Origin of the sequence: Niastella sp., assembly GCF_045805085.1 — a bacterium.
Classification (GTDB): domain Bacteria; phylum Bacteroidota; class Bacteroidia; order Chitinophagales; family Chitinophagaceae; genus Niastella.
Map to the genome: position 1 here is coordinate 1 of NZ_JBJMLX010000524.1, position 4,943 is coordinate 4,943.

4 protein-coding genes are annotated in these 4,943 nt (G+C 46.3%); 2 read left to right on the forward strand and 2 right to left on the reverse strand.

The features are described from left to right. Positions 1-799, forward strand: a 799-nt coding sequence (locus ACJ751_RS27330) for a hypothetical protein (protein WP_407748714.1), incomplete at its 5' end; no start/stop codon positions are given. Between the two features lie 84 nt (positions 800-883). Here the strand turns inward: ACJ751_RS27330 and ACJ751_RS27335 are convergent. Then, positions 884-1,612 (reverse strand): TrmH family RNA methyltransferase, encoded by a 729-nt coding sequence (locus ACJ751_RS27335; RefSeq protein ID WP_407748715.1) that lies wholly within the window; start codon positions 1,610-1,612, stop codon positions 884-886. Between the two features lie 180 nt (positions 1,613-1,792). On the opposite strand from ACJ751_RS27335, the gene ACJ751_RS27340 reads away from it, so the two are divergent. Next, the gene (locus ACJ751_RS27340) at positions 1,793-3,997 is read left to right on the forward strand and encodes a BamA/TamA family outer membrane protein (RefSeq protein WP_407748716.1); all 2,205 of its coding nucleotides are present in this window, start codon (positions 1,793-1,795) and stop codon (positions 3,995-3,997) included. 148 nt (positions 3,998-4,145) lie between these two features. Here ACJ751_RS27340 and truB read toward each other — a convergent pair whose 3' ends face one another. After that, positions 4,146-4,841, reverse strand: a complete 696-nt coding sequence (truB, locus tag ACJ751_RS27345) for a tRNA pseudouridine(55) synthase TruB (RefSeq protein ID WP_407748717.1) — start codon at positions 4,839-4,841, stop codon at positions 4,146-4,148. Positions 4,842-4,943: the final 102 nt, after the last annotated feature.

Here is a 4,943-nt window from a genome sequence, read left to right on the forward strand (position 1 = left end):
CAACCATGTTATTCTATGTGTACCCATGCAAAAAGACACGGTATGGCTGGAATGCACCAGCAATATCTCCGATTTTAATGCGTTAGGCGCCTTTACCGAAAACCGGAACGCCCTGCTGATAACCGAAAATGGCGGCGTACTGGTTCCTACTCCTGAAAGTAAATGTTCGGAAAATATATTTAAGGTACATACGGTAATTGATCTGCAAACCGATGGTTCAGGCAGCACCCACACTACTTTTACTACAACCGGCGAGTATAAAAGACAGATGAAGTATTATTTAGATGAGAAGCAGGATGATCAGAAAGAATTTATCGTGAACAGCCTGAATTTTAAACAGCCGGATAATTTTAACTTAAAGCAAATAGAAGAAGGACCGGGCGGGTTTACCACCAACCTGGAAATGTCGTACGAGAAAGTGCATGAATTCAATGCCGGTAATAAACTATTCATCAGTCCCCGCATTTACCGGTTCTGGTCACGGGCGCTGCCTAAATCAGAGGGTCGTAAACTGGACTATTATTTCAGCTACCCTTTTGAACGCATCGATACAACTGTTTTCAAATTACCAGCCGGCATGTCGGTTGAAGCCCTTCCCAAACCAAAGGAACTATCCAGCGCTATTGCTACTTATACTACCAAATACTGGTACAACGAAACCGAAAAAGCAGTGTATTGCACGGCTTCCCTGGTGCTAAAAAAGCAAAGGATCCCCGTAACCGGTTATGCAGAAATAAAAAAGCTGTTCGATGATATACTAATGGACGATACGCAGCGGATTGTGGTGAAGAAAGAATAATGTTACAGGTTACAGGTTTCAGGTTCCGGTCAAAGGTTCTTTCCTTGTAACGTGTAACCTGAAACTTGAAACCTGAAACTGTATTCAGATTATATGCGATAATATTATCCCGGTTGCCACCGCTGCATTGAGCGACTCCGCCTGGCCGTGGCGCGGTATAGTTATCCTGTTTCGGCAAAGCGCCAGCACTTCTGCACTGATGCCTTTTGATTCGTTTCCTATAATGATCACCCCTTCTTTAATGGGCTGCAATTTGCGCAGCTCGGTACCATTTAGCACCGCCGCATACGTGGGCAATTCCGGTTCCGCCTTCAACATCGCTGTCAATTCCCCATACACTACCTGTACCCGGGCAATACTACCCATGGTACTCTGCACCACTTTGGGGTTATACGCATCGGCGCAATCAACGCTGCAAAAGACCTGGGTTATCCCAAACCAGTCGGCACAGCGGATAATAGTACCCAAATTCCCCGGGTCCTGAATGGTATCGAGCATGAGGGAAAGGGTATTTCGGGCAGGCCTGTTCGCGGTAAAAACAGGTTTTTTAAAAATACCCAACACCTGGTTGGGGGTTTGTAAATGGGAGATGCGCTCCAGTTCCGACGGGGTTATTTCCGTTACGGAGCCGGTCAGTTGCCGGCCATGCTCAGCTATCCATTCCTTTACGGCATACAGTTGCTGCAGGGGTAAACCGGCAATTAAAAGTTCGTTAATAAGCTTCGGTCCCTCGGCCACAAATACATCTTCGCTATCTCGTAATTTTTTGTGGCTTAAACTTTGAATATATTTGACCTGAGATTTAATCAACATTGCATTCCGATTAAACTAAATATGTTGTTATTAGCCTGGCAAGTTACTGTATTTAGACTGGTTCAATGGATAGCGTACTGCGCTTTAATAGCGGCGTCAATAACTTCCTGCACCGTTCCAAAACATTTTCAACCTGGAAAACCCTTTGTTTACAAAACCACCATCAAAATTCAGGGTAATGTGCCCGAAAAGCTGCAACTGGAGGAACGCCTCACCAATCAGCTTGACGACAGTCTGAAAACGCAATACGTATATTATGTAGGGGTACGTCGGGTGCTGGAAAAACCACCCGTATTTGATACCGTAAATATCGACCGGTCGAAGCTGTTTATGGCCAGCCTGCTGCATTCCCTGGGTTATTTTCATCCCGAAATAAAAGACACCTTTCATATAGATACGGTGCGCAAACAATACCGCACCTATGTAAACTTTACGGTTATCCCCGGTAAGGTGCTGCGGCTCGATTCAATCGGTTATGCCTTCCGCGACTCTAGCCTGCAACAACTGGCCATGCGTCAAAAGGACAAGTCGGTACTTAAAAAGAACGAAGCCTATACCCAGCAAAAAGTATCGGACGATCTGGACAGGCTGCTCACCGTTTTTCGCAACAATGGCTATTACAAACTATCTAAAGAAGATGTGTATGCCGAGGTAGACACCGTGGTAGCCGCCCTGATAGACCCAACCCTCGATCTGTTTGAGCAGATCAGGTTACTGGACTCCCTGCGCAAAAAAAGGGAGAACCCCACCATCAACGTAGTGTTTAAACAACACCCGGTAAAGGACAGCAGCCGCTTAAAAAAGTATTATATAGGCAAAGTATCGGTGTACCCCGACGCCAGCTATGAAGTACTTGATTCAACCAAAAACGATACGGCCAACATAAAGGGCTATCAGTTTATTTATAACTCCCATCGCTTCAAACTGCCCTTTGTGGCCAGTAATATTTACCTGCGGCCGGGGTCGCTGTATGTACAGCGCCGCTACTTTCGCACCATCAACAATTTTACCAGCCTGGGCGCCTGGCAGAATGTGGATTTTGAAATAGTTGAACGAAAAGACACCACCGTACCTATACTGGATGCCAAACTAAAGCTGTACCCAAGCCTCAAACAAAACCTGAATCTATCTTTGGAAGCCAGCCGCAACATAAGCGACATCTTAACCAATGGCCAGTTATTTGGTATTGGAGTGAACGGCCGCCTGCTGAACCGGAATGCCTTCCGCGAAGCCATACAAACCGTTACCAGCGCCCGGTTTGGGATTGAGCTGGGGTCTAACTTTATTCAAACCCTGCAGGCCAGCCTGGCTCATACCATTAACTTTCCCAAGTTCATAACACCCATTAAAATAAAGACCGACAGCCTGATAAACCCGCGTACGGTATTAAACCTGAACGCGTCATATACCGATAGGTTCCTGCTGTTTCAATCGAAGTCATTCAATACTTCCTGGGGATATGAGTGGGTAAAGGGCCGCCGCCGCGAAGACCAGGACCAGGTTGGACAAAAATGGCGGAAGACCTGGCAATACATTCCTTTAAATTATGAATATACGGATGTAAAAAAGACCGACAGTTTGCAAAAACTGGAACGACAGATCCCTTCCTACCGATATGCGTTTAATAACGGGCTTATCATAAGCCAGGTCCTCAGCTTGAGCACCGGCATTGAAAAAGACAATAAACTCACCCTGTTGCGGGGCCGGATAGAGGAAAGCGGTGGGTTATTTGGCTTTATAAAAAGCCTGGAATATGGGTCGCTGGCCCGGTTTGTAAAGGTTGACGGCGAGTATAAACACTATATAAACTATAAGCATTCCTCCATGGCATTCCGGCTTTTTGCCGGTTATGGGTATGTGTATGGTAAAACCAAAGACGGAACAGGTCAACTGGTACCAGAGAATAACCTGCCGTTCTTTAAAGCATTTTTTGCCGGTGGTCCATACAGTATGCGGGCCTGGCAGATCAGGCATTTAGGCCCCGGTTCTTCCACCTTGTATGAGAACGACACTACGAACATTGAGCGATTCGGAAATATGCAACTGGAGTTCAACACCGAATTCCGCTTTAATATCACCACCATTGCGGGAATTAAAGTGAACAGCGCCCTGTTTGTTGATATGGGAAATATATGGAGTAAGGAGTTAGATAACACTACCCATCAAAAAATTCCGGAAGCCTCATTCCGACTCGACCGCCTGTATAAAGACCTCGCCATTGGCGCGGGCAGCAGCTTGCGTTTCGATTTCGATTTCTTCCTCATCCGGCTCGACTGGGCGTATAAATTAAAAGATCCGGCATTTTCCAATATAAACGATGGCTGGTTCAAAGATGTGCGGTTGTTAAACGGGCAGTTTCAGTTGGGGTTGGGGTATCCGTTTTGAGAGAGTTGATTAGTTGACCAGTTGACGAGTTGACGAGTTGACAAGTTAATACGTTGATTGGGTTGATATAGTTGATAAAAGGGTTCCCTTCTGCCATGGCCTTGCCCGCCGTCCACGTGTCGCTGAAGCTTTAGCAGAGGCGCAAGCTTTAGCCTGGGAGGGCCTTTTCCTTAGCTATCCATTCCATCGCCTCATCCATCGTCATGGATTTATCCAGCGTAAATTCCCCAATGCGGGTACGGCACAGGCTGCTGAGATAGGCGCCGCAACCAGCGGCTTTACCCACATCGTTGGCCAGGCTGCGGATATAGGTGCCGGTTGAACAAACCACCCTGAAATGAAGTACGGGCATTTCTATCTTTGTAAATTCAAATTCTTTTATTACGATCCGGCGTGGCTCCAGCTCAATGGTTAAGCCCTGGCGGGCCAGCTCATACACCCGTTTACCATCTTTTTTAATGGCAGAATGCATGGGGGGCACCTGCATAATTTCGCCGGTGAACTGCGCCGTAATAGCTTGTAACTGCTCCGGCGTAATGGAACTATAATCTTTAAAATCCCGGGGCTCGCTTTCGAGGTCGTAGGTAGGCGTAATGGCGCCCAGCGTAATGGTGCCGGTGTACTCCTTTTCCTGCGCCATATACTCATTGATACGCTTGGTGAACCTGCCTGTACACAAAATAAGCATACCGGTCGCCAGCGGGTCAAGCGTGCCGGCATGACCTACCTTTTTTATTTTTATCGTATTACGGATCTTTCTAACAACATCAAAGGATGTCCACTCAAGCGGTTTATTGATCAATAAAACCTGTCCTGCTTCAAAAATATTAGTTGCCTCTTGCATTTGGGTGCGAAACTAAAACTAATCCGTGACTTTTTTAACTGCTAAAAATTTACCAGTTTTATGATCGAACTTATACTCGAATGTTGAATAATAGGCATTGGC